The sequence below is a fragment of the Tengunoibacter tsumagoiensis genome (assembly GCF_003967535.1).
Lineage (GTDB): Bacteria > Chloroflexota > Ktedonobacteria > Ktedonobacterales > Ktedonobacteraceae > Tengunoibacter > Tengunoibacter tsumagoiensis.
The window spans coordinates 4,613,540-4,638,491 of sequence record NZ_BIFR01000001.1; the positions used below are offsets into that span (position 1 = coordinate 4,613,540).

The following is a 24,952-nucleotide window of genomic DNA, read 5'->3' on the forward strand; positions in this document are numbered from 1 at the left end:
GCATAAATAAATATAAAAGAGGGACATGTAGCGTGCACAAACCTCAATCAGACCAGCATGGAGGCTGGCTTATTGCTCAGTCTATTGCCCTGGAGCTCTCAACCACTCTGACGATTCTCGGGGGAGATCACCTGCTCATCGAACCGTATAAAAAGGAGATCGAGGAGATGGTATCTCATCTTCCTGAGGGCTGGCTCCAGCAATGGACCACAATCATGGGCATTGAACGAGGTCAGCTCACATCGGTACTGGAAGATATCGCAGGGATGGCTGGCGTTCTGCTTGAGGCGGATTATGAGCGAGCCACGCTTGCCATGCGCGACCTGAGTACCTCTGAGGCCCTGGCCGCTGTGACTCAACAGGCTGCATCATTACAGATGCAGCCTGATCCACATCTCCCTCTTCCCGAACAACTCATTGATCTTCAGGTACGCATTTTACGCGCCTCTGTACAGTCTCTGGGCTACAGTGCCGCCACGGCTCAGCGTATTCTTCTGGCACATGAGCCGAATATTGCTCATACGGTGCGCATTCTGCGCGATGGGGATCTCCACTCGCGCTTCTGGTTCTGGCTTGATCGCTTTTATTTTGAGGTCTATCGACCCTGGCGAGCAACGCGGCTCTCAATGATGGATGAGCTCCGAAAAAAGGCGATGACGGCGCTTGGAGGAGCAGATAGAGGGCAGACTCCCCCTGATCTCTCCTGGCTACCAGCCCAGAATCCAGCCTTACGCACTATGGCCCGCACAGCAATTGAACAAGGCCAGCTACAACTCTGCCTCTGGGTCGATCCCTTTCAGCTCTTCGATAGCTGGACGATACAGCCAGGGATGCTGATCGTCTCTTTTGCAGAACCAGGAAGGTTATATGAGAACTTCCGCGAACAGATCCACAGTGTGGCCGAACGAACAAATGCCTTAGCGGACCCAACGCGCCTGACGATCCTGCGAATGATCCGTCACTTCGATATGGTCAATACTGATATTGCCGATTATCTCCAGTTAGCTCGCCCAACGGTCAGTATCCATGCCAAGATCCTGCGCGAAGCCGGGTTGATCCGCTCCCATCAGGAGGGGCGTATGGTACGGCACGAACTGGTCGCAGCGGAGGTACGCAGGCTCTTCCGCGATCTCGAAAAAGTTCTGGACCTCCCTCCTGAAACCGATGCGTAGAAGGTAATAGCGGCTTTCCATGGCTGGTTGACATATTTTAATACGCTGTGATACAGTGAGTTATCTTTTTAACAGAGACAACTTCTATCTGTGGACCGATAGCTGCCAGTTGAAAATGTACCCTCTGAATCCTTATCAAGTGCTTCTCATAGTGCGCGGGGAGGAGAGCCATGGCCGAACATTCTGCAGCCGTTATCGTTAAAGCACCTGTACATCAAGTCTATACGTTGTTTACACACTTTAACGATTTTCCAAAATTTATGGGCTTTGTAAAAGAGGTCACCTATTACGATGAACAACGTAGCCATTGGGTAGTACAGCTTTTTAAGCAGTATGAATGGGATGCCGTCAACGAAGATTGGCAGACTGATCAACAGATTGGCTGGCGCTCGACACGTGGCCTCCGTAATAGCGGTCGCGTGAAGTTCCATCCGCTCAGTGCAAATTCCACCAGTGTTGAGGTCTATATTCACTATACGCCACCTTCAGGTCCACTTGGTAAATTAGGCGAGACTCTTGGTGCCAGTGCCTATCTGGAAGCTGCACTGAAAAAAGATCTTGAGCACTTCGCCCAGATGGTTGAGCAGGCTCCAGCCGGCGCACTTGACCCAATGTCCTCGCATTATCTCTTCCATACAGAAAGTGCGATTGGAAAAGGCCAGCTCACTGAACAACAACGTGCTGCCATGGCTCGCGATCCCATGATGGCCCCCGAAGTTCTGGCCGAAAGACAGGCACGCATCAAACGTGAAGAAGAGCTTCGCCGCCAGGCAGAGGCCTCTCGTCAGAGTGCCCTCCAACAACGCTTAGCATTGGAGCGGCAGAGGCAGCAAGAACAGCAGAGTATTCTCGAGCGCGAGCGTGTACGCCGCTTACAAGAGCAGCGCGCTTTAGCCGAAGAAAGACGGCGCAAAGAGAGCATTCCACCAGATCCTCGCGATCGCGAGCGCTATGCCGCCTGGGCCCATGGACTGGGAGATAAAGATGGTGGGCGCGCTCGTTTTCCCCGCCAGCCCGATCCAATGAGCTCCCGTCGCGCTAATAAACCTTCGGTAACTGACCCACCTCGTTCCGAATAGTTCCGAATAAACGAAGTCTTCAATCAGAACTGGCAGCCTTTGATCATAACGATGATCATCCAAAAGGGCTGCCAGTCCGTATAACAGAGACAACATGTCCTTAATGAAAACGAGCAAGTAGTGTTTTAACCGCCTCTGTACAGGTGGGTAGTGGGAGATGACGATGGAAGCTTGATCACACTGACAGGCTCACATTGTCTAAAAGGAGGAAATCAGTATGTCAGAACATCATGCTCAAATCACTGTTAATGCGCCTGTTCATCAGGTCTATAGCCTCTTTACACATTTCAATGACTTCCCCAAATTTATGAGCTTTGTCAAAGAAGTGACGTACCATGATACACAGCGTAGCCATTGGGTTGCCCAGGTGACGGGTACACATGAGTGGGATGCTGTGAATGAGCATTGGATTCCTGATCAGCAGATTGGATGGCGTTCAACCAGTGGCTTAGAGAACCATGGGTTGGTAAAATTTGCGTCACGTGGCCCTGCACAGACATTTGTTGATGTCTATCTGTCCTATACACCACCTGCTGGAGTATTAGGAAAAGCGGCAGAACAGCTCGGGGTCTCAAATCATTTCGATACTGTCCTACAGCAAGACCTTGAACACTTTGCTCAGATGGTAAGCCAGGCCCCTCCTGGTGCGCTCGATCCAATGCAATCTCATTACCTGTTTCACTCTGACAGTTCGGTCGCTCAAGGGAAGGCAACAGAACAACAACGAGCATCTATGAGCAATGATCCCATGATGAAGCAAAGCTCTCTCCAACAACGTTCGGAAACTATTGACTATGAGCAGCAACAGGCAGAGCTCAAACGCCAGCAGCATGAGGGCTTACAACAGCAGCAGCGCGAATTAGAAACCGCCGCCGCCCAGCGCCAGCATGAAGCGCTTCGCCAGCAAGCTGAACGCAATGCCAATGAGACAACTCATCCCAGAGAGACCTTTACACCCGAGGTCGAGCCAGATCCCATCCATAATACTATTGGGGGACGCAATGCCTCAATGGAGCGCACAGCCTTTGGTGATCAAGATTCACAGACGCAGCGCTATCCTCAACATCATCAGGACCCGATGCTGTCACGCAACCCGCAGAAAAAATCGGACGAGGCAACAGCATCAGAGATTGAGGTGGATTCTCCCTGGCGCAATAGTATGTATGGCCCCAGTTCTCAGGGGAACGCTCAAACGCGACCAGAATCTGAGCCGCCTACTGAGCGCTAGTTCCAATCTTCTCGCCTGAGACAATAGTAAGCATCTCAATCGAGCGTTCCTTCTGATTGAGATGCTTTACTCCTGTGCAATGGGCAGCGTAAACCAGAAGGTAGCCCCCCGACCCTGCTCACTCTCAATCCCGACCTCCCCTTGATGGCGCTCAATAACGGTACGACAAATATACAGACCCAGGCCCAACCCGACTCCAGAGCCGCTTTGAACAGTAATCCCGGGTGCTCGATAGAACCTTTCCCAGATCCGCATCTGCTCCTGCGGTGCAAGCCCGGGCCCTTCATCCTGTATAGCGACCAGAACCTTCTGATCTTGTATCGTCACCATCACTGCCACTGGCTTATCGGATGCTGAATATTTTAGAGCATTGGTCATAAAGTTAGTGATTACCTGGATCAAGCGGTCGGCATCAGCATACACAGGGATGCGAAAGACGCCGCCAGGGTCGCTGATTGAGATGGATCGCTTTGGCCAGGCAGCCTGCTGATCTTCAACGGCCTCGTGCACAATTGCAAGCAGGTCATAGATTCCCATATGAAGCTCTAAACGATTGGCCTGCACACGTGATGCATCCAGCAGATCGCCTACTAAACGATTCTGTACTTGCACCTGCCGTTCGGCTCGATTAAGCAGATCCTGTACAAGTTCCAATTTCTCATGTGAGCTTTGAGGAATCTCTTCAACCTGTAACAGGCCCTTTACGCGTCGCTTTGCCAGCTGAATATTCCCATTGATTGTCGTCAAAGGTGTGCGCAACTCATGACTGGCAATGCTTAAGAACTCATCCATACGCTGATTGGCATCGAGAAGAGCTAATTCTTTCGCATGAGCCTCTGCACGATCCTGCAAGAGCCTCTCACGCTCTAAAACCAGCATAGAAAGTTTCGAGACCGCCTCCGCCAGAGCCATATCATCTGGGGTGATCGAGTAGACTGGATCGCCAAAGTCTAATGCCATCAGGCCCATGGTCAATCCTCCCACACTCATTGGAATAATCAGATAGGGGGGGAGCGGCTCATGCTTTAACAAAAATGATTGCCCATCTTCCAAAGCACGAAGGTAGTCTGGCTCTGAAAAATAAGTCTGGAGATGCTGCCCTGCTAGAGTCGTCTGCCATTGTTGCATCGCATTTACGCTGTGTGTTGTCTCCGTTGACCCAAAGAAGGTTACTGGATAGAGCAGATTACTCTCTGCATCAACAAGCGTTAAAGAGATATTTTGACATCCCAGAATCGAGCATGAAAGGCGTGTTAAACGTTGCAAGACGCGTGTAAGTGAAGAGGTTGTCTGTAGATCACCCGTTACCGACTGATCAATCCCCTGTACCAGGACTTCGGCCATCGCCAGCAAGGCCTGAAGTACCTCGCTGTTATGCTGCTCTATAATCCTGCGTTCAGTTACATTACGATAGATCGCCACAGCACCCGAAACCTCTCCATTGCGCTTTTTGATCGGCCCTCCACTCAGACTCAATTGCAGCTCACGTCCAGTCTGAGTAGTAATTCTGACATCTACAGCTCCTTCTTCCGCCAGAACTTCCTCGCTAAGCATTCGTCGCAACGGCCAGCGCTCTGGAGCAAGCGCTGAATCAGCTTCATCACGTAATCGGAGAAGTTCCCCTCGCTGTCGCATATTCATCTGATGGTAATCAGATTGCTCTTCTACCCCCATCAGGTTTTTAAACGCTGTATTAGAGCGCACCAGGTCTCCATTGCGATCATAAACAGCAAGCCCATCAGTGATAGTCTCAAAAACTACTTCCAGGGTGCTGGTCTGCTCTTCCAGATAGCGCAACTCTTCCTGAGTTTGCCTCTCTCGCTGCTCTAGTTCAGCTATACGTGCACGAAGAACCTGGACTTCGGCCTCCGCACTGTGTTGAGCCTGAACAGAGTCAGTTACATCCTTATTGGCCTTTCTCACAATCGTAAATCCTAAAGAAGTTGCTAGCTTCCTGATCAATCCACAGGGGACACACTTTCTCATCCTTATCTATGCTCCAGGTATTTCATTCATTTTGGGAGCCCAAACCACAGCCTGTGCTGCATTCTATAGAGGCGACCCTTGCTCTATCATAAAAAGATCCGACCGCCCTCGACCATCAATCCAACTTCTTAAATAAATTTACCTATCCTGGATGTTATGATGAGCAGCCTGGCAATGTTATGTACAATTAAGATAATGTAGACAGATTTAGTATTCGTATTATACACGAATCTATGGGTATTTGGTACGGTTGTTCCCATTATGCCCAGGACCGACCAATATACAAACAGAACAAGAGGAGTTTTGTCATATGTCCCTATCAGTTTCGCCATCTTCAAGCCTGCTTCGTGTTGCCGTTATCGGCTACGGCAACGCTGGCGCTACATTTCACGCTCCTTTAATTGCATCAACGGCAGGAATGCAAGTCGCGGCTATTGTGACAGGAAATCCAGAACGCCAACAAGTAGCACGCCAGCATTTTCCAGATGCTCTCATCTATACACAGGTACAAGAATTGTGGGACCATGCAAGTGAGTATGATCTGGCTGTGATTGCAACTCCAAATCAATCTCATTATCCGCTGGGTCTGGCAGCCTTAGAGGCGGGCCTGCCAGTCATTATTGATAAACCTCTTGCAGGCACTATCGCTGAAGCGGAGCAGTTGCTGGCAAAAAGTCAAGCCACTGGCAAAATGCTTACCGTCTTTCAGAACCGACGTTGGGATGGAGACTTTCTTACGATCAAACGGTTAATACAGCAGAAGACGCTGGATTCTATTACCCGCTTTGAATCTCGCTTCGAACGCTATAGAGCCCAGCCACGGCCCAACGCCTGGCGCGAATCTGCGGATCCATCGGCGGCTGGTGGACTGCTTTATGATATTGGTAGCCATCTTATCGATCAGGCTTTACAGCTCTTTGGTCAGCCTGTCAGTGTCTATGCCGAAATGGATCAGCGCCGCCCTCAAGCTCAGATCGATGATGATTCTTTTGTCGCGCTCCGCTTCGCGAATGGAGTCAGAGCTCATCTCTGGATGAGCCTTGTCGCCAGACGGCCTGGCCCTCGCTTCCGCCTGATTGGTCTGCGGGGAACTTACGAGAAGTGGGGGCTGGACCCTCAAGAGAATGCGCTGAAGGCTGGTCAGCGTCCTGGTCATACCAATTGGGGTCAGGAGCCTCGAGAGTTGTGGGGAACGCTCCTGTGCGATCAAGGCCTCACCTTCGATGGACAGATTGAAACCCTGCCAGGTTCATATGAAGACTATTATGCTCACATCCACTCCACTCTCAAAAATGGAGCTCCTCCACCGGTTGATCCTGCCGATGCAATTGCCGTGTTACGAATTATTGAGGCGGCACAGCGTAGTGCTCGCAATCAGACTATCGTGATGCTTTGATTGAGGCTCCCAAGATAAAAGATATCCGCCACGGACATTGTTGGGACCAGACGCAATAGCTCACCTCGGCCAATGGCGGGACCAGACGCAATGGCTCACCTCGGCCAATGGCGGGACCAGACGCAATGGCTCACCTCGGCCAATGGCGGGACCAGACGCAATGGCTCACCTCGGCCAATGGCGGGACCAGGCGGAACGGCTCACCTCGGCCATCATGAATGATGGGCCCTACATGATTTATGCGATAAATCGCTTGATATGGTGTAATAGGGTTTAGCATTCATGGTGGCGGTAAAATGTCCCCTCATGCTCCATCGCCTCCGATGAAGAGAGGGGCATGGTGAGGCGGATATTATGGTAAAAAATATTCATCCAGCGAACGAACAGGATAATCTCGACCCCAATCCTGGCACATCTGCCCATAAATTGAACAGGTCTCATCATAACGTAATTGATTATTTACCTCGCGAGCTGAGTTTACTGCCGCTTTAACATACGTGCAAGCCTGCTCACGATCACCCAGGGCCACAGCAGCCTCAGCCTGCCTTACAATAAGCTCAACACGATTTGGCACAAGTGCATCCGTTACTTCGTTCGACATCTTCTCATACAGACTCCATGATTGCCTGGGATGCCCTAAATGCAAATGCATCAATCCCTCAAAGGAGGAAAGAGACCAGCGATTAAAATGAGTATATGAAAAATTGGGATCGTTTTCACAATGCAAAGGGTAGACTGCATGAGCCAGATCAAGATAAGACTGTGCCTTGTATTCCTGATTCAATTGTGCGCATGCTTCAGTGAGGCCAATGTAGACTCGACCCTGTAACAGTGGAGATACCTTCTGGCTATATTGTACTGCTCGTTCATATGCTTGCAAACGTTGAATAGGGCGTTTAAGATAAAAAAAGACCTGTGCTAAACGAATCAATGAGGCCGTTTCCAGATTAGGGTCCTGGGTCTGCTCCCCATATTCCAACGCCTGCAATGCACTTGTATGAGCAACTCCAAAATTCTGCCTTTGCAGAGCTAACAAAGATGTCAATTGAAATCCCTGTGAGAGCAGCCCCGTAATCCGTTTATACTGGGTCGGAGACGATTGGACAAGCTCTCTGAGTTGTGCCATATATTTTGGCAGAACACACTCTACTTCTGAGAGACCTCCTTCAAAATAGAGTTGCCAGGCCAGGGGAATCCCTATTGAACAGAGCGAAAGTACTTCCTCGGGATGCAACACAGGATTTTGTCCCGCCTGTGCTACCCCAAAAACGGCTGCGGGCGCACCTACAAGCGTGACAATCGCTTTCCGACGCGAGAGCGCACTATGCCCTTCTCCACCACTCTTCTTCTGACGTAACTGCCACATATGTTCAACGCTCCTTTTTGCCTGCTCAAAACAATGATGTGCATCAGACAGAGACCGAGGCTCAATCATAGGAATAGCTTTCTGTTCTGATGAAGGTCGAGGAGAGATTGGCTGCTCCACGAAGGGAGTCGAGGATGGTGGCAGGTTAAAAGAAGCACGTTCCACTCTGGAAGGCGGCTCAGCACTAGCAGGGGCGCCTGGAATGGCTTTATCAGGATTAGCTTTATCAGGATTAGCTCTATCAGGATTAGCAGAGGCCCTGCGTTTCACTGTAACAGCATGCGCAAAACCCAGGGCCTCGGGACTTAGATCAAAAGCCTTACATAATTGATCCAGGGTGCTTAACTGTGGAACTTGTAAACCACGCTCCCAGCGGTTAAAGGTGTTCACACTCACACCCACCCTCTCACTGGCTACTGCAATACTCCATCGCTTCTGCATCCTGGCTTTTTCTAAACTCTTGTTTGGGACTGCCATCTTCTCTTCCCTCCTACATATACATCACAAAATACCGATCTATCTCTTTAATGATACTCTCTGTGCTGTTTGTCAGGCCCTCACGACACTTTTGCAGGCATAGGCCACTTACAGATCCTGTTAGCCTTCTATTCAGCTCGTTTCTCTCAGCCATTTTTCTCCGCCAATGAAGAGGATGAGAAGAACGTCTTAGACAGTGATCAAGATAGATAGCCCTTTTGCTCGTAGGAAACCTCAATCCCCACCAAGGTTTACAACAAACACTCCGGTTCTGAATAAAGATGGCTCTCTATTCCACTACAATGATCAATGAATAAACGCTTTTCTATGTCCTTTGACATCGCCAAACATCACAAATTTTAGATATGTATACGGCTTTCATGTGATAAGCACATTGTATCGAACATGTTCTCGCAAAGTCAATCATATATGATAAATCGTGATATATTGATGGTTTAATATTTTTTATTGCACAAGGCACCCAAAAAGAGGTATGAAAAAGCCCTTTCTAAGCCGCAAAAAGGCGTCTTCTTTTTTGAGCTGGATTCTGTGAGGTGATGCGATGAAAAACTGCTATGCGCAGTTGGGAGAAGCAAGCAGGTTACAATGTTAAGTAGAGGAAGCCTGGTATGCTGTTACCGTTGGTGCGATAACCTTATGAAGCGAGTTCAATCCAATAACGACGCCTGGGAACCGTCGAACCGGTTGGCACCAATGCATTTTCAAATTGTCCCCCATTGGCCTCAATCACCTTACGGGAAGCTACGTTTGTCTCATCACATGTGATTAATACGCGCCTCAACCCCATCTCTCGCGCTTTCTCCAACCCCAGGCGCAATAGCTGTGTTCCATATCCCTGCAAACGACGAGAAGGGCGAACTTTATAGCCTATGTGTCCACCAATCCTTAATAGCGTCTCGTTTAATTCAGGCCGAATGGAGACGGTTCCAATATACTCTTCATCATCAATGAGCCAGAAATCCGTCGCTTGTACACGCTGAGGAGAGAATAAACGCGGATCTCGTCGGCCCTGAAACTGTTGTAAAAAATGACGAAAATCTGAACTGACGCGCTGAAAGTTATATTCAAGCATTCGACCTTCAGCCTGAAATTCCAGCAGGCCAACCAGAAAACTCTGCTTATATTGCTCTGAAGGTTCACTGAGTATGAGCATAGAGACCTCCTCATTGGATCTTTTTCTCTCTTTTTTAGAGTCTGCACTTGTTAGTATACGCTATGATGCATACATAAAATAATGTCTAATCCAGAGACAGCCCATAAAAAAAGTTCCCCAACCTCTAGAGGATAAGGGAACGCATAAAAAGAGCTATTCTTCCTCGTGCCCTTCGCTCATCAGACCATCCTGGATCTGGACCAACCGATCTGATGACTTAAAGACTAATGGATCATGGGTTGCAATCAATAAGCCAATGTTGGATTGATGAGAGATATCGCGCAGAAGGGCTGTAATATCACGACCGGTCAGTGAGTCCAGGTTCCCTGTGGGTTCATCGGCTACAATAAAACGGGGCTGATGCACCAGTGCACGTGCGAGAGCTACGCGCTGTTGCTCACCACCAGAAAGTTCCATACCACGATGCTTTGCACGCTTAGCAAGCCCAACCTTCTCTAAAGCCTCTTTAGCCTGACGTGTACGCTGCTCCGAATGAACGCGAGCAAGGCGCAGAGGAATCTCAACGTTCTCCAGGGCAGTCAGAGAAGGAAACAGGTGTGCATTCTGGAACATCATCCCGACACTCTCACGGCGCAGGCGAGCACGTTCATTCTCATTCAACGTTGCCAGATCCTTCCCCAGGATCAAGACTTTGCCAGTGGTAGGGCTATCTAACCCGATTAAAATATTCAGCAGGGTTGTCTTACCAGATCCTGAACGACCCCGTAATGCCACAAACTCTCCCGGCAAGATACGCAGGTCAATTCCGCGCAGGGCATGGACTACACCACCACCTGAAGGATAATCGCGTGTAATATTATGAGCTTCGACGATCGTTTCAGTTGCAACTGCTGACTTCATGAAGTTTACTCTCTTTCATTGTTAGCGCATCCCAATTCAACAGGTACAGACGCCTGCATCATTCAAGATTCAAGGATTGGCCATAATTCAACATGGTCATCGATAATACGCACTTCTGCACGTCCCTTAAATGGAAGCTTCTCAATAGCTTCTTTGGGGAGTTGAAGACGGCCAGCACGATCAATCAAAATTGATTCTCGATGCGTACGACTGGAGAGACCAATGACAGCACTCGACGTCGGCATATGAGCCTCGACCTTCTCTAGCATCGTCTCACGGCGCACTGTCTCTGTACTGGTTCGACCATCACGAATAGCTATTGTGCGATCTGCTGCAGCAGCAATGGTGGCATCATGGGTCACTGTAATAATTGTCAGACCCAATTGCTGATTCAATGTTCGAAAAAGCGCAAAGATCTCACCAGCAGTGACGGAGTCAAGCTCTCCTGTAGGCTCGTCAGCAAGCAAGACCTTCGGCTCGTTGGCAAGGGCAACTGCAATGGCTGTACGTTGCTGCTCACCACCAGAAAGCTGAGATGGCTTCTTATGGAGCTTATCTCCCAGACCAACCAGCTCCAGTAACTCTTTCGCTCGCTTCGACCGCTGGGTAGAACCAACACCACTGAGCATCTGAGGGAGTTCAACGTTGGCCTGAGCATGAAGCTCTGGTAAGAGGTTGCGACCAGATTGCTGCCAGATCTGACCCACAATCTGACGCCGATACACAATACGCTGCGCCTGTGTCAGACGTGTGAGATCATTGCTATCAACAATACAACTTCCAGCACTTGGGGTATCTAATCCACTTAAAATATTTAGTAAGGTACTTTTTCCTGAACCAGACGCTCCTACAATAGAGATGACTTCCCCAGGATTTACCTCCAGGTCCAACCCTTGCAGTGCTACAACTTCAAGATCTGCAACCTTATAGATCTTGACCAGATTATCGCAAAGGACAATAGGATCAGGCATGACAATTCCCCCTATCCAAAATTATTCAATATCGCCAGGGACTTACAGCTCACTACGCGCATACCATCAAAGTCATTGGTAATGAAGCACTCTTTCTCATTCTTCTGCTCTACTCCCACTCTTTTATCGAAATATCAGGATGCTTCGACTCATATGACCAGATTATTTCAACAAGTAGCTCGCTTCCCACTCTACTCTATCCAGGTATGATGCAAAGGAAAACATGGCGGGAAATGAAAGAGTTCACGTAAATAATACACTATTCCCTTGCCAAATTGCTATGAACCGAAATCTCCTTCTCCAGAAAATGCGCATTGATAGAAAGCAGTCTGATTATTCTACCATGGCTATTTTCAATGCTTCTTCTGTTCTACCTGTAGAACACAAAAAAATTGATTATGGATGTATGACATATGGCAGGGCTCATCTCTCGATGAGATTTTTGGCTTGAACGGAATCTTTGCAGCAATTTGCAGAATATCTCCAAAATTTTGATTTTTTTCTACAAATTAATGTTGATTTTTGTGAAAACATATGGTATTATCCTGATATCAAATAAATAAACGCCATTTCAATGATGTTTATTACTCTCTCAAAGAGCGCTCGAGGCTTGCTATCGTTGTCCGCTCACAGGGTAGACGTTCATGAAAAGGGTTCGCCCCTGCATGAAAACCTCATTTTCAGAAGAAGAGGAAGGCAAATTGTATGCATCCATTGCTTACGCGTGATCCCGTCAGTGGGGAAGAGATGATTGTGACCAGATTGGAATGCCCTGCCAGCGGCATTACTATTGAGGGACGCTTTGAGCTAGGCTGGATCGGGCGCCTCACACGAGAACAGCTCGATTTTGTTGAGCTCCTGGTAAAGTATCGTGGGAACATTCAAAAGCTTGCTGCTGAGATGAATGTGGCTTACAACACGGCTCGCGGTCGCCTGGATGATATCGTTATGGCACTCGGTGGCCCACCTGAACACGAAGCTCGACCTGATCGCCGTGTGGTGCTTGATCGGCTCGCCTCAAAAGAGATTAGCGTCGAAGAGGCGATGCGCCTCCTGAAAGGCTAGGCACTTATGCCCACATCCAAAGAGGAGCGCAATCGCATTCTTTCTCTGGTAGAAAACCAGCAGCTCTCTGCTCTTGAGGCTGCACAATTACTAGATACTTTGGAATGGGAACAAGAACGGCCTGTCGAATATAGCCACAAACGCGTCTTACGTGTTCTGACTACCCGGCGCAATAGATACCAGCTACCACAAAAACAGGCAATCAGCATTCCTATAAACTTTCTGCATACCTGTCTACGTCTCGGTATACCGCTCTTCCCTCAGTTGGGCATGGAGAGAATACAGGAGCTATTACAGGCCATTGAAAAAGAACCAGTAGGACGCCTGCTCGACCTGCAAGATCTCGATCAGAGCGAACGAGTAGAGGTCTACCTGGAATAACTTCGCATTTTTTTTGCCTCTCAGGGTATTGCAATAAAGGAGCTATCATATGAAACAATCTTTTGCCGCAGAAGGATTACAACAATTTATCCTTGGTGGCATTCAGGGCGATCTGACCGTAGTCGGAGGTGATCAGAATACGATTCTGATTGAGACCGATGGAAAGATCAATATTGCTCAATCCGAAGGAGCTTCTCTCATTCTCAATCATTGCAATGATGATCTGCACCTCTCTGTTCCTTTCCAGTTAGCCCTGACGATTCAGAATGTCGCTGGCGATGCAGAGATCTCTCATATTCGCACTCTGACGGTGCAGAGCGTCAGTGGCGATCTTACATTGAATGATATTGCAGATGAGGCTGTCATCGGACGTGTGGGCAATGATCTTGAGGCTACTCGCGTACAAACTCTGTCCGGAACTGGCTCGATTGGCAATGATGCTTCTCTAAAAACAATCGAACACGCTACGCTCCAATCTGTTGGCAATGATCTCTCGCTTCTGGACATTGCACATGTTACTTTTGGGAGCATTGGGGATGACCTTTCAGCTCACTCTGTGAAAACGTTGGAAGGCAGTTCCGTTGGCAACGATTGCACCATTGTCAAAAGCGAGAATGCAGTTGTGATTATCTCTAGCGTTGGTGGCGATCTCACAACACAGGGTCTGGCTCATCTGACCGCTGGCGATATTAGTGGCGATTGCCAGATTGAGGAGAATGCGCAGGCCAGCATTAAAATTGGGAATGTTGACAGCGATATTACTGTGAATAGTGGATCAGAGGTGCAGTTAGGCCATATTGGTGGCTCGTGCAAACTCTCCGATATCCAGGGCAATGTTCTCCTGGCTCACAGTAATGATGATGTTCTCCTCCATGGAATTGGTGGATCCATTCAGGCGAGCACAATTAAAGGTGATCTCCAGATCCAGGGTGCCCATGGAGACATCCAGGTTGTTGAGGTTCAGTCTGATGCAGTAATCCAGGCGGATTTTCAACCGAATAGCCGCACACAGATCCGCGCCAAAGGTGATGTACGTCTGATACTACCAGAAGCGGCAAACATCACTATTCAGGCCTCAGTAAAAGGTGATGTCCATGCCAGAGGGCTGCCCTATCTCCCTCATAACCGTTTGATCCAACTGGTCTACGGCGATGGAGGAGCTCAGGTTGAGCTGTCAGTCGGTGGTGATCTACAGATCGAGACAAAAGATCTGCCACAAAAGGTATCGCTCGACCAGGATGGAGCGCCATTCAACCATTTTGATCCAGACTCTGACCATTTCGAGCAAGAATTTGCTCATTTTGAGCAGTTCAGCACAGAGTTTAGTCAACAATGGGAACAGTTTGGCAAGGAGTTAGGGCGCGATCTGGGGCAGATCAGTGAAGAATTAGGCCGCCTGGGACAGAATTTGGATACAAATATCCAGCAAAATATCCATAAAACTGCTTTTGCGCTACAAAAAAATGTGTTGGAAGGGGTGCATCGCAAACTTGATCAGCAAAGACATAAGTTGGAAGAACAACGCCATAAGCAGGAAGAGAAACGCCACAAAGAGCAGGAGCGTGCTCGCCACTCTGCCAATCGTGCCAATCGTGCCAATCGTCTAAAAGTACGTATCGCCAATCGCGAATGGCAGATGGATGGTGGACGCATAGACCATTTGATGACTGAGGCACAACGTGCTGCAAATGATGGGATTCAAGGTGCACTAGAAGCCATGGAGCAGGCTCTCAAAAATCTACAGATTATGCCGCCGATCCCTCCTGTTCCTCCCGTTCCTCCCATTCCTCCTATGCCTACTTTTAATCCCGTTTCTTCTGTTCCTCCTGTGCCTCCTGTGCCTCCCGTTCCTGGGGCGATAGAGGCTGCAATTCCGCCGATCCCTCCTGTTCCTCCTCTGCCTCCGTTTACTATTGCGCCATTTCCACCAGTTGAAGCTGCCAATCACCAGCCACAGCCAGTGAATCCTGAGCACTATCAGGATGAAGAACCAGGCGCTGTTTCACATGAAACCCCAACAATTGAACCGGAACAGGAGCGCGAAGCCATTCTTCGTATGATCGCTGAAGGCCGCATCACGCCCGAAGAAGGCGATATGCTCCTGGAAGCGCTCAATTAATCTCGGTAGCTATTACAAACAGGCAAAGGCGACTCGACCAGTAGTTTTTTCTGGTAGGGTCGCCTTTGCTCGGATCTGCACAATGCCAGTCCCTGCCTGGCAAGATTTCCGATGGAGCAGGAGGTAGACAGGAGGTGGGAATGGCAAGAGATAAAGAAAAATCCGACTTTCCTCACGCTATGGTGGAGCATTTCTAATCCGTGTAACGTATCATAGGAGAGAGCATGTATGTATCTCTGAGCTGATGTGGATCGTGTAAAAACCAGGGGTATTCAGACGAAAGACATACACTGATTTTAAAACGAAAAGGTTGTAACGACCTGTTATAAGCATCACTGTCTAACCCGAAGAGGGGTAGAAAGGTTAAGGACATACGTTATGCAAAAACGCCAGTTTGGCAAAACAGATATGCAGATTACACCTATCGGAGTAGGAGCATGGGCCATGGGAGGTGGGAATTGGGCTTTTGCCTGGGGCCATCAGGACGATACCGAGTCGATTGCAACCATTAAACATGCCCTCAGTATGGGCATTAACTGGATAGATACCGCTGCTATCTATGGACTCGGTCATTCAGAAGAGATCGTTGGCAAGGCAATTAAAGGCCGCGAAAAACCATATATCTTTACCAAATGCTCCCTGGTCTGGGATGATAAAGGCGAGGTCACCAATAGCCTGAAATCTGCTTCTTTACAACGCGAAGTAGAGGCAAGCCTCAAACGTCTGAGCATCGAGGCGATTGATCTCTATCAGATTCACTGGCCCAATCCCGACCCCGATATTGAAGAGGGTTGGAGCAAGCTTGTTGATCTAAAGAAACAGGGCAAGATCCGCCATATCGGCGTCTCAAACTTTACAGTTGAGCAATTAAAACGTGCCGAGAAGATCGCGCCAGTTGAGACGCTTCAGCCGCCTTATTCGCTCGTTCATCCCGATGCAGAAAAAGATGTCTTACCTTATTGTCAGGAACAGAATATTGGTGTGATTGTCTATTCACCAATGGCCTCTGGCCTACTCACAGGCCGCATGACGAGCGAGCGTATCGAGAAGATGCCTCAAGATGATTGGCGGCGCAATAGCAATGACTTTAAAGAGCCACGTTTGGGACGCAATCTAGAATTAGCAAATCTGCTCACTGAGATCGGCTTCCCCCATAATGTCCCTGCTGGCGTGGTGGCTCTGGCCTGGACACTCAACAATCCTGCTGTCACCGCTGCGATTGTTGGTATGCGTACGACCGCTCAGGTTGATGAGCTCATACCCGCTGCCGAGTTTCGCTTGAAAGAGTCTGAGCTGGCTCAGATTGAAAAGTTTCTTCAAGATCATCCCTAACGTCCCTTTCATCTGCTCTACGACCACCTCTACTATAGCGGTGGTCGTCTCTTTTTGGCTCTTACTATATGTGCTATATGCCGATCATAGAATATAAAGCTACCATCATAGAAACAGCCAGTAAGTGGGTCGTAACAGTAGAAGTAGCAGAAGGTTCGGTACCTGGGAGGGCTTTATCATGCAGCTAAGCGCACGCAACCAGATTAGAGGAAAAATTAAAACGATTACCCTGGGTAGCATAATGGCTGAAGTTCAAGTTGAACTTCCAGATGGGCAACAGATTGTTTCAGCTATCACCCGCAACTCGGTTGAAACGCTTCAGCTGCACGAGAATGATCCGGTCATCGTCATTATTAAATCAACAGAAGTGATGCTCGGGAAACAGGCATAATCCAGGACTTTGTAAAGCCGTTTTTCTCTTATAGGACACCTTATCAAGCTTATCAGGCCAGTTTGACCAGCCAATGATGAAACCAATCCCCTATCTGCCAGCCAATGGTCTCACTGACCGTTGGATCAGAGAAAAGAGTGGTGACACCTGGGATCTCAACAAGCTGCTTCTGGGCTGAAATGGTCTTCATAGCCTCTTGATTCATTTTCATCGCCAGCTCATCCTCTCCCGGCACAATCAGAAGCGTAGGGGCAATAATCTGATGGAGATAGGAGCAAGCCAGATCCACACGCCCATTTACTGAGACCACTGCTGTGACTAGATCTGGCCGCTCAGCCGCTGCGATCAAGGCCGCAGCGCCTCCAATTCCCAGACTCAAATACCCAATTGAAAGCTGCCTGGTTGCAGGATACTCTACTAAATATTCTGCTAGCCCGATAAAACGCTGCCGAAGTAGCTCGCAGTTGCAAATCGGGGGTCCCATCTGTGACTCTTGCTCTCTCTCTTCTGGGGTAGAGAGATCAACGACAAACGTTGCTAATCCTAAAGTGGAAAAGAAATGTGCCAGATCAATGAGCCTCTGTTGGGCAAACGTCGATGCTTCATCTGTCTTCTCTCTACAATGACCCAGAAGCACCAGGCCCTGCGCCTCTACCGGTTGGCTAAGTTGCCCATACAGGTTCATTGCCCCAACTGTGATCTGGAGTGGAATGTTCTGAGCTGACCGGGAAGGACTCTTGTCATGCTTACTGGTCTCCGACATCTTCATAATCCTTTCTCAAAACAACAGTCTCCTGTTGACACGCTCGACATTCAGAAGAGGCCTCATCTTCTTCCGTTTTTTTCGTCAGACAAGGGCTCGTATCTGGACTAAACGCAACCCACAGCGGCTCTTCACGTAGATACTACAGAGATGCTCTCTCGTTCAATCTCTATTCGCGTTCTACTTTCACTATACATAACCAGAAGAGGTAGGATAACATTCTTGGTCCACTGCCTAAATCCTCGGTTCAGCGGAGGACATGAAAATCCGGATACGGCGGTTCGTTGCCAGCGTTGTGATTTCCTGGTGCAGAATGCTCAAGTCGATAACTATGAGGTCATCTCTTTTATCGGCGCTGGAAGCTACGGCTATGTGTACAAAGTCCGTGAGCCAAATCCTCTGGGTCGTATCCTGGCCCTGAAGGTGTTGCGCATCGATCAATTTAATGAGAAAGCAAAGGCCAGCTTTTTCCAGGAAGCACGCCGTATTGCGACGATGCAACATCCCAATATCTTGCCTGTCTATAACTTCGGCCAGATTGCAGAAAGCGGGCAGCCCTACTTTGTGATGGAATATGCCCCACAGACCATTCTTGATCTGTTCTTACATCCCGATGGAAGTCGACGGCTCGCTCTGGCTGAAGAGCTCGTTCCCTATATCCAACAGACAGCCGATGCTCTTCAGTATGTCCATAGCAATGGCCTCGTCCATCAAGATGTCAAACCTGGCAATCTGTTGATTGGACGCAATAAGCAGATTCTCCTCTCAGACTTTGGCACGACATTCTATTTAGGCATGCAGACTCATGCCTCTCTTGGAGAAGCAACTGGCACAGCAGCCTATATGCCTCCCGAACAATGGAAAGGCAATCCGCGCCGGGATTCTGACCAATACGCGTTAGCCACCTGTTGCTACGAACTGCTCAGTGGACGGACGCCATTTGTCTATAAACGTCTGGAAGAGATGTGGAATGCTCATCTAAAAGAGACTATTCTCTCTCCCCAACAGTGGAATCCACGCATCCCAGCCGAGATTGTGGCTGTTCTCCTGAGAGCACTCTCTAAAGATTATCATCAACGCTATCCCAGCATTATCGATTTTGCCGATAACTATGCGCAAGCAGTCAAGATTGCTCAACAGCGCTATGTCTGTCACCAATGTGGACAACAAAATCGCACCGGTGCCCAGCGCTGCGCCTTCTGCGGGGTGGAATATGATCAACGGACCTGCATCTATTGTCAGGCCCTGACACGCTTTGGACAACGATGCTGCTCAAAATGTGGACGCCTGACGCTCCCCCCAGATCTGGTACTTCATAGTCCTCTGGTCGGTACTACTGTGCATCAGGATCGCTATACTATTCAACGTGTCATTAAACAATCGGATGAGACGCATATTTTGAGTGCCGTCGCGACAGATGCCCATAATCAAGAACAGGCTGTCTTCCTGAAGCGCTGGGAGTGTATTGATCTCCCACTTACGCAGCGTGCTAAAGATATTGCATATTACGATCAATTCACAGCCCCATTAGCCAGACTACATCACCCACTCCTTCCATCATTGCACACACGCTTTGCCGAAGGGCGCTATTATTATGCTATCTTTCACTATATTGATGGCGAGAGCTTGAACGAACGCCTGCAAAAACTTCAACGTCCACTCCCCGAACAGGAAGTCCTGATCTATCTGAATAGCCTGCTTAATACGCTGATGGTGCTCGAACAACAGCAGCCACCGCTACGCCACTACGATCTTTCACCTGCTAATATTCTCCTGGACCTGAAACGGAACCGCGCCATGCTGAGTGGATTTCGAATACCACCACCACCCATCCCAGTGGCCTCACAGGTCTCTATTACAGGGAGGCGCACAACACGCAAACTGGCGGTCTCTCCCTATCTCCCCATTCAAGAGAGTGCCTATGATCAACGCACCTGTCTCTATTCGCTGGCTGCTTGTATGCATCATGCCTTAACGAATGTGGCTCCGCCTCATTATCCAACGTACCCTCCGGTACGGCTCTTGAATCCACAGGTCTCAGCCGAACTGGAGCGTATCCTTAGCCGGGCCCTCCTTGAAGAGCAGCGAGCGCGCTACCAGAGTTATGCAGAATTTAAACGCGCTCTTCAACCTTTGTTATGAGAAGGATGTCAGAGAATATGCGGGCACAGGGCCTTTCAGTTCTCGCAGGTGAGAACCTTTTCGATCCCAGAGAACCAGCCGGAACTGGAAGCCCTGATGCAATGCGGGCATAAAACAGGGAGATAGCTTGTTATGTATGGTAGAATGAAAGGATTAAGATGTGGCGCAGTGATCACACAGTCCCAACATTCTTAGTACTACTTCGTCTCTTGATCCTTAAGAGGTCTCTTGACGAAGAGTTACCTTGCATGTACAATCATGCTTGCATTACTATGCGTGGTGGGTATGAGGTGAGGGAGGCAGAGAGGAACAGCGCCTTCCAAACAGCTAGCCATAAAAGTCTTGAATCTGGGAGAAACAATGAAACAAGGAATCCATCCAAATTATGTCGCATCCACGGTCAGCTGTGCTTGTGGCAACACCTTTGAGACGCTGAGCATCAAACCAGTCCTTAAGGTTGATGTGTGCTCGAAATGCCATCCCTTCTTTACTGGTCAGCAGCGTATTCTCGACTCAGCTGGCCGAGTTGAGCGTTTCCGCAAACGCTTCAACTTGAAAGATGAGTAAGCTTTTTTATGTCAGTAATAGGGATAAAGGTCAGTCATACGGCTCCTTTATCCCTATTTCCATATCATCGATTGTAGTCAACCTTTTGCCAGTCTCTGTTAGCAACAGAACTGGGATGATGCGACCACAGCCTTCCAGGCAGGTAGCCCTGGGTCTAGTTGCCCTTGTCTCCCAGGCTTACCGGTTGCATCGTACTTGTAGTAAGGGGTGAGTCCACTGAGCAACGTAAAGCAAAGAACAATACTCTTTTTAATTGCTGATACTGGAGCAGGCCATCGTAGCGCAGCCAATGCCATCAGCAATGCCATCAAAATGATTTCTCAGCGAGAACAGGATGAGTGGCGCGCCCGCTCACTACAAGAGAACGGGCAGGAGTGGGATGAATCTGCGCACAATGAGGTTGCTACTCGTCTTCCACCTCTTCCTCACTACCGGATTGAAATTGTTGATGTCTTTGAGGAATATAGCCGCTTCCCACTGAGAGAGGCCGTTAAGCTTTATGGTCCAACCATTCGCTATAATCCCAAACTGTATGGCGAGGTCTTTCGCCGCAGCAACCGTGAGAGTAGCGTCCTGGCTGGCAATGCTCTGGCCACTCCTCTTATTTTTAATGGTCTGCTCCGTCTGTTTACTACAATTCAGCCCGATATTGTCGTCTCGATTCACCCAATTATTAATTATGTGACGATCCACGCCCTTCGCGAGCTGAATTTAAATATTCCCTTTATTACTGTGGTAACGGATCTGATTAGCGTTCACTATTCCTGGTTTGCCCCCGGAGCCGATGCCTATGTGGTTCCAACCGAGGCAGCCAAACAGTTGTATTTAAAACGCGGTTTAGATCCTGAACGTATTCATGTGCTGGGGATGCCCATCGATCCCAAATACACATTGCCCGTTGAGAATAAAGAGGAGCTCCAACGGAAGTTTGGCCTGAAACCGGATCTTCCAGTGATTCTCCTGGTGGGTGGGGGCGATGGTGCAGGTGGCTTACATACTGCTGTCCGCGCTATCTCTCAGGCTCGGCTCCCCGTTCAGTTGATGGTGGTTACCGGGCGCAATCGACGCCTCTATGCCAATCTGCAACGAACACAGGCACGCTTACATGTGCCCGCTAAGATTTTTGGCTTTGTGAATAATATGCCAGAGCTTATGCACGCCTCTGATGTGATTATCACTAAGGCCGGTCCTGGCACGATCTGTGAAGCTCTTGCCTGCAATCTCCCTATTATTTTAAGCGGCTATGTTCCGGGTCAGGAAGAAGGCAATATTGACTTTGTGGTCAGCAATAATGTTGGGGAACTGGCTCTTGATCCTGGTACGCTCATTGATGCCTTGCGACGTCTGATTAAACCTGGTTCACCCGAGCTCAGGAAACGCGTTGCGAATGCTAAACGCATTAGTCGCGCCGATGCCTCGTTCGCTATTGCTCATTTCTTGCTTCGTCATCTACCATCTGATGAGAAACAATCTATCTGGCAATCAGCCCGCTGGCAGCGCACTCAGCTCAAGATGTCCAGTCGCTTACAATCCGCGATTCGCATCCATCGCTTACCACAACGGCTCTCGCCACGGTTGTTAAAAAGTCCAAGAATCCCACGCTTACCTCTCTTGAGGGCGCGTACACGGGATATCTCTACGGAGTCAGTTGATCGAAACAGGTAGTTTATCAGATAGCTCTAACACTCTGTTGTGCTACAAGCAAGCAAAAGGATTCAATGTTCTATGGCAAAATTTTATTATGGCGGTCAGGCTGTGATGGAAGGGGTGATGATGCGAGGGCGGAAGTCGGCAGCAGTCGCTGTCCGAAAGCCCGATGGTGAGATTTCTTTGTATGAAGAGGCTCTCAATGCCTCTTTATATCAGAATAAACTCCTTCGACTTCCTTTCTTGCGCGGCATGCTGATGCTGTGGGAGATGCTGGTGCTGGGAACCCGCATGATGACGATGTCCGCCAATATTGCTTCTGGAGCATTGGATCCCTCTTCTACTGGCTCTCCTCAATCTCTCTCTACCCTCGCTTCTACAAGTGAAGCTGAAGAGAAACCAGCTCAGTTGGGTGGATGGTCGCTCGCAATCTCTCTCGTTGTCTCACTTGGCTTTGCGGTTGCCATATTCTTTGTAAGTCCTCTGCTTATTACCAGTCTTCTACATAAGCAGATTGGCGATGGCTGGCTCAATCTGATTACTGAAGGTGTTATCAGGCTGCTGCTTCTGGTGGGATATCTCTATCTCATTGGTCGGGTGCCTGATATTCAACGCGTCTTTGGCTATCATGGAGCTGAACATAAAGCTATCAATACATTAGAACAGGGAGATACATTGGATGTCGCCCATGTTCGTCGCGCTTCCCGGGTGCATACCCGCTGCGGGACTGGCTTTCTTCTGCTGGTTATGGTGGTCTCGATCTTTGTCTTTGCTCTGCTAGGGTCTCCAACGCTCTGGTTGAAAATTGTGTCGCGGATCGTGTTGGTACCAGTGGTCGCTGGTATTGCCTATGAGCTGATGCGACTGGGCGCTGCCAATTATCGCTATCGTGTGGTTCGCTGGCTTCTCGCGCCAGGACTGGCTCTACAAGGTTTGACGACTCGTGAGCCCGATGATAGCATGATCGAGTGCGCAATTGCCTCTCTCAAACGAGTGATCGCCCGTGATGAACCAGAAAGTCTTGCAGTCGCTGATGTGGCTAATCTCCCACCATTGGCCGCTGTAGAATAAGGAGTATGGTGTTTTATGCCTTCCGATCCACAAGTGCCAGCGTCACCAACTGCCCAGGGTGCTGATCAGCCAACGTCTTCTCCTGTGGCTCCAACAAAATTACCAGTAGAACCCGGAACGGTGCTTAAACCTACAGTACGGTTCTCAACCTGGCGCTGGGCTTCAACAGGGATAATTCGTCTCCTCTATCGCTATTGGACACGATTAGCTGTGCGCCTTTTTCCAGAGAACTCCGTTGGTGAGAAGATTGCTCAGGCTCTCCATCTGCCGCTCCCCGATAAGCTAAATATGAGCTGGATTACGCCTGACTTAGCCGTTGGAGGTCGTATCCGGCCAGAAGATATTCCGGCTCTCGGGCTCTCTGGGATTACGCATGTGATTGATACACGCTCAGAATACTGCGATGATGAACAGGCTCTCGCGAATGAACGGATCAAGTTGCTCTATCTCCCAACTCCTGATACGTTTCCCCTCAGCATTGCACAACTGCATGAAGGGGCAAAATGGGCCAATGAACAGATTGCCAATGGGGGCCGCGTTCTTATTCACTGCGAACATGGCGTTGGACGCAGCGTCCTGCTTACGTGCTCAACTCTTGTCCAGCAGGGGATGTCGGCCAGCGATGCTTTGACGTTGGTCATGCAGAAACGCTGGCAGGCCGCTCCTAATCAGCGACAGGTTGTTCGCCTGGAAGAATTTGAGTCCTCGCTTTCAGCAGAAGATAAAGCGTAACGCTCTATTGCCTGTGCAACACCATCCTCGATGTTACTCGCCGTCACAACATTGGCGGCGAGTTTGACTTCCTCTCGCGCCTGACCCATGGCGACTCCCAGACCCGCAGCCTGAAGCATGGCAATATCGTTTGTATTATCACCAATAGCCATTACCTGTTCCATTGGTATGCTCAGACGCTGTGCCAGTGCTGCCAGCGCAGTGGCTTTGGAACAGTTCTCTCGTATAATAGACAGCTCTGCACTTCCGTAATTTCCTCGTTTGAGCAGATCCATTGTACAGGGAAGTGCCGCAATCTCAGGCAACATCTTCACAATAGCCTCAACTGATGCAAAAGCTACCAGACGTACAGGATCAGGCTGACCTGCACAGAGCTCTGCATGGTGAAACCGTCGAATATTTGGATAGACGGCAAAGTAGCCCGCAAGCTCTGGATTATCGTATTCTTCCAGGCCACTCCAGGTCTCTTCAGTCTGTTCTGTAACATGTTGCACAATTGGCTGCACGTGGTGACGAACAATGACCTCAACAGCTCGCTGTGCAATAGAGGCTGGCAGTGGTTGCATTTCAAAGACTGTCTGCTCAGGATGCTGCATGATAAGAGCCCCATCATATGTAATTAAAGGCAGGTGTATTCCTAGTTCCAGAGCAAATTGCTGTGAGTTTTCATAACGACGTCCCGTAGCTAATGTGACGTGAATACCAGCTGCCAGGGCTGCTTGAATCGCTTCTCGTGTCCGAATGGTGATCTCTTTTTGGGGATTCACTAAGGTACCATCAATATCAATGGCTATCAATTTTATAGGTGGTGGGTCAAAAGTCATCTTTACTCCAAGAAAGCTATAGAGAGACAGAAGGAGGGGCAAAGAGGCGTTAATCAGAGAGCTTTCGGCCAGAGACCTCCCATGTATCGAAAACGTTCTTTGCTACATACCACACTAGTATAACGCTCCAATCTCCCTTTTCTCTTCCCAGGCTTTGAGAGACAGGTGCCCCAGTTCTAAACAAGAAGTCCCCCCACCTGATGATCTA

Annotated in this window: 22 protein-coding genes; 15 read left to right on the forward strand and 7 right to left on the reverse strand. The window is 49.1% G+C overall.

The features are described 5' to 3' along the window. Positions 1 to 32: 32 nt before the first annotated feature. From EL628_RS18055 to EL628_RS18065, 3 genes are all read left to right on the forward strand, one after another. Positions 33 to 1,172: an ArsR/SmtB family transcription factor gene (locus EL628_RS18055; protein ID WP_161975585.1), complete on the forward strand. Its 1,140-nt coding sequence runs from the start codon at positions 33 to 35 to the stop codon at positions 1,170 to 1,172. Positions 1,173 to 1,342: 170 nt separating this feature from the next. Continuing rightward, complete coding sequence (locus EL628_RS18060; protein ID WP_126581305.1) at positions 1,343 to 2,251, forward strand: SRPBCC family protein; 909 nt, start codon at positions 1,343 to 1,345, stop codon at positions 2,249 to 2,251. A gap of 217 nt (positions 2,252 to 2,468) precedes the next feature. Next, the gene (locus tag EL628_RS18065) at positions 2,469 to 3,479 is read left to right on the forward strand and encodes an SRPBCC family protein (protein WP_126581306.1); all 1,011 of its coding nucleotides are present in this window, start codon (positions 2,469 to 2,471) and stop codon (positions 3,477 to 3,479) included. A gap of 66 nt (positions 3,480 to 3,545) precedes the next feature. On the opposite strand, the gene EL628_RS18070 is transcribed toward EL628_RS18065, so the two are convergent. Then, positions 3,546 to 5,402, reverse strand: coding sequence for a sensor histidine kinase (locus EL628_RS18070; protein WP_161975586.1), 1,857 nt, complete (start codon positions 5,400 to 5,402; stop codon positions 3,546 to 3,548). 373 nt (positions 5,403 to 5,775) lie between these two features. Between EL628_RS18070 and EL628_RS18075 the strand changes: the two genes are divergently transcribed. Together EL628_RS18075 and EL628_RS30830 are read left to right on the forward strand one after the other, a co-directional pair. Continuing rightward, positions 5,776 to 6,861, forward strand: coding sequence for a Gfo/Idh/MocA family oxidoreductase (locus tag EL628_RS18075; RefSeq protein WP_126581308.1), 1,086 nt, complete (start codon positions 5,776 to 5,778; stop codon positions 6,859 to 6,861). Positions 6,862 to 6,951: 90 nt separating this feature from the next. Further along, complete coding sequence (locus tag EL628_RS30830) at positions 6,952 to 7,083, forward strand: hypothetical protein (RefSeq protein WP_281276548.1); 132 nt, start codon at positions 6,952 to 6,954, stop codon at positions 7,081 to 7,083. A 130-nt stretch (positions 7,084 to 7,213) separates the two neighbouring features. On the opposite strand, the gene EL628_RS18080 is transcribed toward EL628_RS30830, so the two are convergent. The 4 genes from EL628_RS18080 to EL628_RS18095 all read right to left on the reverse strand — a co-directional run bounded on the left by EL628_RS18080 (position 7,214) and on the right by EL628_RS18095 (position 11,710). After that, the gene (locus EL628_RS18080; protein WP_126581309.1) at positions 7,214 to 8,704 is read right to left on the reverse strand and encodes a helix-turn-helix domain-containing protein; all 1,491 of its coding nucleotides are present in this window, start codon (positions 8,702 to 8,704) and stop codon (positions 7,214 to 7,216) included. A gap of 655 nt (positions 8,705 to 9,359) precedes the next feature. Further along, positions 9,360 to 9,878, reverse strand: coding sequence for a GNAT family N-acetyltransferase (locus EL628_RS18085; protein ID WP_218028945.1), 519 nt, complete (start codon positions 9,876 to 9,878; stop codon positions 9,360 to 9,362). A 153-nt stretch (positions 9,879 to 10,031) separates the two neighbouring features. After that, the gene (locus EL628_RS18090; RefSeq protein WP_126581310.1) at positions 10,032 to 10,739 is read right to left on the reverse strand and encodes an ABC transporter ATP-binding protein; all 708 of its coding nucleotides are present in this window, start codon (positions 10,737 to 10,739) and stop codon (positions 10,032 to 10,034) included. A 62-nt stretch (positions 10,740 to 10,801) separates the two neighbouring features. After that, on the reverse strand, positions 10,802 to 11,710 hold the full coding sequence (locus EL628_RS18095) for an ABC transporter ATP-binding protein (protein ID WP_126581311.1): 909 nt from the start codon (positions 11,708 to 11,710) through the stop codon (positions 10,802 to 10,804). Positions 11,711 to 12,415: 705 nt separating this feature from the next. On the opposite strand from EL628_RS18095, the gene EL628_RS18100 reads away from it, so the two are divergent. The 5 genes from EL628_RS18100 (at position 12,416) to EL628_RS18120 (ending at position 16,998) form a co-directional block, all read left to right on the forward strand. Then, positions 12,416 to 12,775, forward strand: a complete 360-nt coding sequence (locus EL628_RS18100; protein ID WP_126581312.1) for a DUF2089 domain-containing protein — start codon at positions 12,416 to 12,418, stop codon at positions 12,773 to 12,775. A 6-nt stretch (positions 12,776 to 12,781) separates the two neighbouring features. Next, positions 12,782 to 13,156: a hypothetical protein gene (locus tag EL628_RS18105; RefSeq protein WP_126581313.1), complete on the forward strand. Its 375-nt coding sequence runs from the start codon at positions 12,782 to 12,784 to the stop codon at positions 13,154 to 13,156. A 49-nt stretch (positions 13,157 to 13,205) separates the two neighbouring features. After that, positions 13,206 to 15,275 carry an SHOCT-like domain-containing protein gene (locus tag EL628_RS18110; protein WP_126581314.1) on the forward strand — a complete coding sequence of 690 codons (2,070 nt, stop codon included), beginning with the start codon at positions 13,206 to 13,208 and terminating at the stop codon, positions 15,273 to 15,275. 378 nt (positions 15,276 to 15,653) lie between these two features. Continuing rightward, positions 15,654 to 16,607 (forward strand): aldo/keto reductase, encoded by a 954-nt coding sequence (locus EL628_RS18115; protein WP_126581315.1) that lies wholly within the window; start codon positions 15,654 to 15,656, stop codon positions 16,605 to 16,607. A gap of 178 nt (positions 16,608 to 16,785) precedes the next feature. Further along, a complete protein-coding gene (locus EL628_RS18120) occupies positions 16,786 to 16,998 on the forward strand; it encodes a TOBE domain-containing protein (protein WP_126581316.1) in 213 nt (70 codons plus the stop codon). A gap of 52 nt (positions 16,999 to 17,050) precedes the next feature. Here the strand turns inward: EL628_RS18120 and EL628_RS18125 are convergent, their stop codons facing one another. Continuing rightward, complete coding sequence (locus tag EL628_RS18125) at positions 17,051 to 17,761, reverse strand: dienelactone hydrolase family protein (protein WP_126581317.1); 711 nt, start codon at positions 17,759 to 17,761, stop codon at positions 17,051 to 17,053. A 222-nt stretch (positions 17,762 to 17,983) separates the two neighbouring features. On the opposite strand from EL628_RS18125, the gene EL628_RS18130 reads away from it, so the two are divergent. From EL628_RS18130 to EL628_RS18150, 5 genes are all read left to right on the forward strand, one after another. Next, complete coding sequence (locus EL628_RS18130; protein ID WP_161975587.1) at positions 17,984 to 19,903, forward strand: protein kinase domain-containing protein; 1,920 nt, start codon at positions 17,984 to 17,986, stop codon at positions 19,901 to 19,903. 360 nt (positions 19,904 to 20,263) lie between these two features. Continuing rightward, on the forward strand, positions 20,264 to 20,470 hold the full coding sequence (gene rpmE, locus EL628_RS18135; protein WP_126581319.1) for a 50S ribosomal protein L31: 207 nt from the start codon (positions 20,264 to 20,266) through the stop codon (positions 20,468 to 20,470). Positions 20,471 to 20,782: 312 nt separating this feature from the next. After that, positions 20,783 to 22,135 (forward strand): MGDG synthase family glycosyltransferase, encoded by a 1,353-nt coding sequence (locus EL628_RS18140; RefSeq protein WP_126581320.1) that lies wholly within the window; start codon positions 20,783 to 20,785, stop codon positions 22,133 to 22,135. A 60-nt stretch (positions 22,136 to 22,195) separates the two neighbouring features. Continuing rightward, positions 22,196 to 23,188 (forward strand): DUF1385 domain-containing protein, encoded by a 993-nt coding sequence (locus EL628_RS18145; protein ID WP_126581321.1) that lies wholly within the window; start codon positions 22,196 to 22,198, stop codon positions 23,186 to 23,188. A gap of 15 nt (positions 23,189 to 23,203) precedes the next feature. Then, the gene (locus tag EL628_RS18150) at positions 23,204 to 23,920 is read left to right on the forward strand and encodes a protein-tyrosine phosphatase family protein (RefSeq protein WP_126581322.1); all 717 of its coding nucleotides are present in this window, start codon (positions 23,204 to 23,206) and stop codon (positions 23,918 to 23,920) included. On the opposite strand, the gene EL628_RS18155 is transcribed toward EL628_RS18150, so the two are convergent. After that, positions 23,857 to 24,744 carry a Cof-type HAD-IIB family hydrolase gene (locus tag EL628_RS18155; RefSeq protein ID WP_126581323.1) on the reverse strand — a complete coding sequence of 296 codons (888 nt, stop codon included), beginning with the start codon at positions 24,742 to 24,744 and terminating at the stop codon, positions 23,857 to 23,859. The genes EL628_RS18150 and EL628_RS18155 overlap by 64 nt on opposite strands. Between the last annotated feature and the right edge of the window lie 208 nt (positions 24,745 to 24,952).

Excerpts from the sequence above, each read along its gene's own strand:
- EL628_RS30830 (WP_281276548.1), top strand. The coding sequence starts at position 6,952 with ATGGCTCACCTCGGCCAATGGCGGGACCAGACGCAATGGCTCACCTCG.
- EL628_RS18125 (WP_126581317.1), bottom strand. The coding sequence starts at position 17,761 with ATGTCGGAGACCAGTAAGCATGACAAGAGTCCTTCCCGGTCAGCTCAG.
- EL628_RS18105 (WP_126581313.1), top strand. The coding sequence starts at position 12,782 with ATGCCCACATCCAAAGAGGAGCGCAATCGCATTCTTTCTCTGGTAGAA.
- EL628_RS18120 (WP_126581316.1), top strand. The coding sequence starts at position 16,786 with ATGCAGCTAAGCGCACGCAACCAGATTAGAGGAAAAATTAAAACGATT.
- EL628_RS18155 (WP_126581323.1), bottom strand. The coding sequence starts at position 24,744 with ATGACTTTTGACCCACCACCTATAAAATTGATAGCCATTGATATTGAT.
- rpmE (WP_126581319.1), top strand. The coding sequence starts at position 20,264 with ATGAAACAAGGAATCCATCCAAATTATGTCGCATCCACGGTCAGCTGT.
- EL628_RS18145 (WP_126581321.1), top strand. The coding sequence starts at position 22,196 with ATGGCAAAATTTTATTATGGCGGTCAGGCTGTGATGGAAGGGGTGATG.
- EL628_RS18080 (WP_126581309.1), bottom strand. The coding sequence starts at position 8,704 with ATGGCAGTCCCAAACAAGAGTTTAGAAAAAGCCAGGATGCAGAAGCGA.
- EL628_RS18075 (WP_126581308.1), top strand. The coding sequence starts at position 5,776 with ATGTCCCTATCAGTTTCGCCATCTTCAAGCCTGCTTCGTGTTGCCGTT.
- EL628_RS18150 (WP_126581322.1), top strand. The coding sequence starts at position 23,204 with ATGCCTTCCGATCCACAAGTGCCAGCGTCACCAACTGCCCAGGGTGCT.
- EL628_RS18085 (WP_218028945.1), bottom strand. The coding sequence starts at position 9,878 with ATGCTCATACTCAGTGAACCTTCAGAGCAATATAAGCAGAGTTTTCTG.
- EL628_RS18110 (WP_126581314.1), top strand. The coding sequence starts at position 13,206 with ATGAAACAATCTTTTGCCGCAGAAGGATTACAACAATTTATCCTTGGT.
- EL628_RS18095 (WP_126581311.1), bottom strand. The coding sequence starts at position 11,710 with ATGCCTGATCCTATTGTCCTTTGCGATAATCTGGTCAAGATCTATAAG.
- EL628_RS18100 (WP_126581312.1), top strand. The coding sequence starts at position 12,416 with ATGCATCCATTGCTTACGCGTGATCCCGTCAGTGGGGAAGAGATGATT.
- EL628_RS18060 (WP_126581305.1), top strand. The coding sequence starts at position 1,343 with ATGGCCGAACATTCTGCAGCCGTTATCGTTAAAGCACCTGTACATCAA.
- EL628_RS18140 (WP_126581320.1), top strand. The coding sequence starts at position 20,783 with ATGATTTCTCAGCGAGAACAGGATGAGTGGCGCGCCCGCTCACTACAA.
- EL628_RS18090 (WP_126581310.1), bottom strand. The coding sequence starts at position 10,739 with ATGAAGTCAGCAGTTGCAACTGAAACGATCGTCGAAGCTCATAATATT.
- EL628_RS18115 (WP_126581315.1), top strand. The coding sequence starts at position 15,654 with ATGCAAAAACGCCAGTTTGGCAAAACAGATATGCAGATTACACCTATC.
- EL628_RS18065 (WP_126581306.1), top strand. The coding sequence starts at position 2,469 with ATGTCAGAACATCATGCTCAAATCACTGTTAATGCGCCTGTTCATCAG.